A 4,027-nucleotide genomic window follows, 5' to 3' on the forward strand; every position below is an offset into this window, starting at 1 on the left:
GGAAGCAAAGTGATAGGTTTTTATACTAACGATACTAAAATCGGGCATGAGAGGTTAGAAATCAGGTGGCGCGAGATAATCACGCCGCAAGGCATAAATATATTACTTACCGATGCAATGGCAGCCGATAATATGGGAATGAACGGAGTCGTAGGAGCGATAAATAATAAATATTGGGAACGCTACGGCATAGCCTACTCAATCTCAACGATTACGAATGCCTTACTTTTGGGTATAGCCTCAAAAATGGGAAATTCAAATAACTCTTATGCTACCGAAATTTACTCAAACGCCAGAAGCGACGTAAGCAGCGTGGTACAAGACATAATTCAGCAGCAAAGCCAAATTAAGCCGACCATCGAAATCAAAAGCGGAAGCCGTATATTTTTAGTGCCTACAAATCACATGTGGTTTGCGAAGCCGAAAAACGGCGAAGTGATGATGCAATATTTTAACGATTAAAGGGGAAACCGATGCAATACGAGCAAATCAAAAGCCAAGTCAAGACCGAGTTACAAAACAAAAAAGCAAACGATAGGCTACTAAAACGCATAGCAAATCAGCTAAAAATTACCGAAAAGGCTGAAGCAAGCGCCGCAAAAGAGAGGCAGAAGCTAGAAAAGCTAGTGCAAGAGAAGAACGATTTAGCAGGCGCGAGCGCAACGGAAGCAAGCCAAGAAGAGTAAAATGAGCGAAAGCATAATTTTAAATAATATTTTAGGCGTTTTAAAGCCGTATTTGACCCTACGGGCGAACGAGCTGATATTTAATCGGCCGTGCGAAATCAACATAGACTACGGCGATCGATGGGAAATAGTACAAGACCCAAAGCTAGATATTAAATTTCTAAATAATTTTTTGATCGAGCTAGCCACTAGGAGAAATCAACGTTTCGACGAAACGCATTGCCATCTTTCGTGCGAGCTGCCCGATCCGTTTTTGCGTTACCGCGTTCAAGCGCAGCATAAATCGAGCCTATTTAATAGCGATATCGCAATTTGTATAAGGATACCCAGCAAAGAGGCCTTTAAATTAGAAAGTTTTACCCTAAGCCAAAACGTAATAAACGAAGGCTGGACTTACAAAAAAATCAAAGAGCTGATCCGGGACAAGAAAAACGTACTTTTAAGCGGCGGAACAGGAAGCGGTAAAACCAGCTTTTTAAACTCGCTAATGGGCGAAATCGACCCAACTGAGCGGGTAGTCACCATAGAGGACAGTCAAGAACTAATGGTGGAAAACGTAAATAAAACGCAGCTGGCCGTACCAAAAATAGCTACCGAAATTTACAGCTATCAAGTAGCGATCGATAATGCGATGCGCTTGCGACCCGATAGGCTATTTTTAGGCGAGATAGATATCCGCAATACCTTTTCGTTTTTAAGAGTAAACAACACCGGGCATGCGGGAAATTTAAGCACTTTGCACGCGAATAATCCCAAAGACGCCATAAAAGCCATTAAAACCAATATTATTTTAGGAGGCGGTCTATCAAGCGTGGATGACCGCATGCTAGATAGCCTTATCGTCACAGCAATCGACTACATTATCCAAATAGCCAGAGTAAAAAATCAAAGAGTCGTGACTGATATTTTAAATTTAAAAGAATTAGACATTGCAAAGATCGTAGCATGAGAAAAAATGAACGACACTCGATATATTTTACTATGGCAGATCTAAAGGCGTTAAATTGCTTAGCTCAAAAGCGAAACGAAAGTAAATCGGCAGTAGTTCGAAAGCTGGTATATATAGAAAAATACGCCGATGCGTTAGATCGGATAGAAACGAATAACGAAATAATAAGTGAATTCTTGCGAGAATTCGGCCGCTTGGGAGCAAATTTAAATCAAATCGCCTATCATCTAAATGCAAACATTACCGGCCCCGAAGAAGCCAAAAATGATTTAGAAAAAAATATGCGAGACTTTGCAGCGGCCATAAAAGAACTAAGCGTAAGAATAGAAGATTTAAAAATAAAAATAGAGGCGGAACATGTAAAACCGCCAAGCAGCAATGAAGTAAAGGGAGATGGAAATGGATAGCTCAAAGGAATTTACCGCTAAAAGATGGGCTTGGGCATTTTTCGTCTCAATTATAATGGGCGTAGTGCTATATTTAGCGGTAGTCAAGGTTATTTTTAACCCGGATTTGATAAAAGTGCCCGCGGTAGCGTATAAAATTTTAATAAACATAGGCGCGCCAACGCTAAAATTAAAGGCTTATGTCGCTTTATTTACGCTAATCGCCCCATTTTTAGTAGTTTTTGCGTGGTGGTTGTTGCCGTATTTTAGAGACGGCGAAGATTACGGCTCGGCAAGATTTGCAACCCCCGAAGACTTTCCTAAAATGAACGTCAACTACAAAAACGGCTTAGTGCTAGGATGCCTTAATATAGATAGCGATAATCCGCAGTTTTTGCGAGCTACGCAGCCGCTCTCGACGCTAGTTGTGGCGCCTCCGGGGAGCGGTAAAACGGCCGGTATGATCATTCCAAATTTACTAAGCGTACCAAATTCTTGCGCAACATTAGATATTAAAGGCGAGTTATATAAAAAAACGGCCGGGTATAGGCAAAAATACTTCAATAACGAAATTCAGCTATTCTCCCCTTTTAGTTGGGATAACACGCTGTTTTTTAATCCATTCGACCGCTCGATCGTTAAGGATATGGAGTATATACACATAAAAAAGCTAGCCGAGCAGATAGCCTCTACGATTTTCGTGGGCGAAAAAGGCAGCGAAAACGATCACTGGATAGTATCGGCAAGAACGATGTTCGTATTTTTTGCCGAATACTTTATGCAAAGAGATAGACACGCGACGCTAGCGCAGCTGGCTCAAGCCCCAAAAGCCGATTATTTTGAGTATTTGGACGAAAAATTCGGCGAAGAGGCGATGAAAGAGATAGATGAGGACGATCCGGATAAAGAAAGGGAGAGAGACTACGACGTAGATACTTTTAAAATTTGGCTAAAACAGACGAGCTTCGACGAAAGTATCGACGAAAGCACGAGAAATCAGGCTAGAGCGTATGCAAGAGCCGCAGATAATGAATTTGCAAGCATAAAATCGACATATGATACGTTTATGACGGTTTTTAGCAATCCGCAAGTAGCTAACGCAACCAGCAAGATGAGCTTTACGTTCGAAGACTTAAGGGCAAAAAGAATATCGATGTACGTAGTCGTTCAGACCGAAGATATCGAAATTTTAGCGCCTTTAATTCGTATTTTCATAGAAACATTATTTAAGAAATTAATGAGCGGAGAAGAGTGCAGCGATCCCGAGAGATTTATATACTTTTTCGGGGATGAGTTCGTGCGCTTCGGCAAGATGCCATTTTTATTAGAAGCCCCCGCACTTTGCAGAAGCTACGGGCTTTTACCGGTTTTCGTTACGCAAAGCTACGAGCAGATCAAAAAATACTACGGCGAAGACGATATGAATATCGTAAAAAATAACAGCGGATATCACGTAATTTTTAACATGAATAGCGACAAAGACGCAGAGGATACGAGCAAGTTAATCGGCGACTACACAAATATCAAAATCAGCAAATCGCAAGGCAATATGGAGCTGTTTAAAAGCAATATCTCAAAGAGTAAAGAAGCCAAAAAACTAGTAACCGCCCAAGATTTGAAAAACCAAGATAGTAGCGATATTTTAATTCTCGTTAAAGGCTTTTACAAGATGCCCATCAAAGCAAAAGTGCCTTATTGGTTCAAGATGGCACAGTGGAAAGAGGCGGATAAGCTAGAAGTTGAGGCAAAGGACGACCAAAGCGAAGCTGCCGTCAAGCAAGACGCCTATACGGCCGAAAAAGGGAGCGAAAAAGAGGCAAAAGGCGAAGTAAATACGGCACAAAACGGCTCAAGCGAGATCAAACCTGCAGATGATAAAAGACAACAAAGAGACGAGCTGCTAAAAGCTCTAAAAATTAAAGTGGATAGGGAGTAAAATTTTATAAATTTTTATAATAAATTTATCAAAAAATTTAAAAATATAATATTTTTATTTTTGCTAAATT

The 4,027-nt window shown here is 40.7% G+C and carries 5 protein-coding genes; all 5 read left to right on the forward strand.

What is annotated here, in order from left to right:
* Positions 1-462, forward strand: a 462-nt coding sequence (locus Q0256_RS09590; RefSeq protein ID WP_297962508.1) for a TrbI/VirB10 family protein, incomplete at its 5' end; no start/stop codon positions are given.
* 11 nt (positions 463-473) lie between these two features.
* Positions 474-686: a hypothetical protein gene (locus tag Q0256_RS09595; RefSeq protein WP_297962510.1), complete on the forward strand. Its 213-nt coding sequence runs from the start codon at positions 474-476 to the stop codon at positions 684-686.
* 1 nt (position 687) lies between these two features.
* Complete coding sequence (locus tag Q0256_RS09600) at positions 688-1,635, forward strand: ATPase, T2SS/T4P/T4SS family (protein WP_297962511.1); 948 nt, start codon at positions 688-690, stop codon at positions 1,633-1,635.
* Positions 1,632-2,042: a plasmid mobilization relaxosome protein MobC gene (locus tag Q0256_RS09605; protein WP_297962513.1), complete on the forward strand. Its 411-nt coding sequence runs from the start codon at positions 1,632-1,634 to the stop codon at positions 2,040-2,042. The genes Q0256_RS09600 and Q0256_RS09605 overlap by 4 nt, the downstream gene beginning before the upstream one ends.
* A complete protein-coding gene (locus Q0256_RS09610) occupies positions 2,035-3,957 on the forward strand; it encodes a type IV secretory system conjugative DNA transfer family protein (protein WP_297962515.1) in 1,923 nt (640 codons plus the stop codon). The genes Q0256_RS09605 and Q0256_RS09610 overlap by 8 nt, the downstream gene beginning before the upstream one ends.
* Positions 3,958-4,027 lie beyond the last annotated feature (70 nt).

Source organism: uncultured Campylobacter sp., from assembly GCF_937949835.1.
Taxonomy (GTDB): domain Bacteria; phylum Campylobacterota; class Campylobacteria; order Campylobacterales; family Campylobacteraceae; genus Campylobacter_B.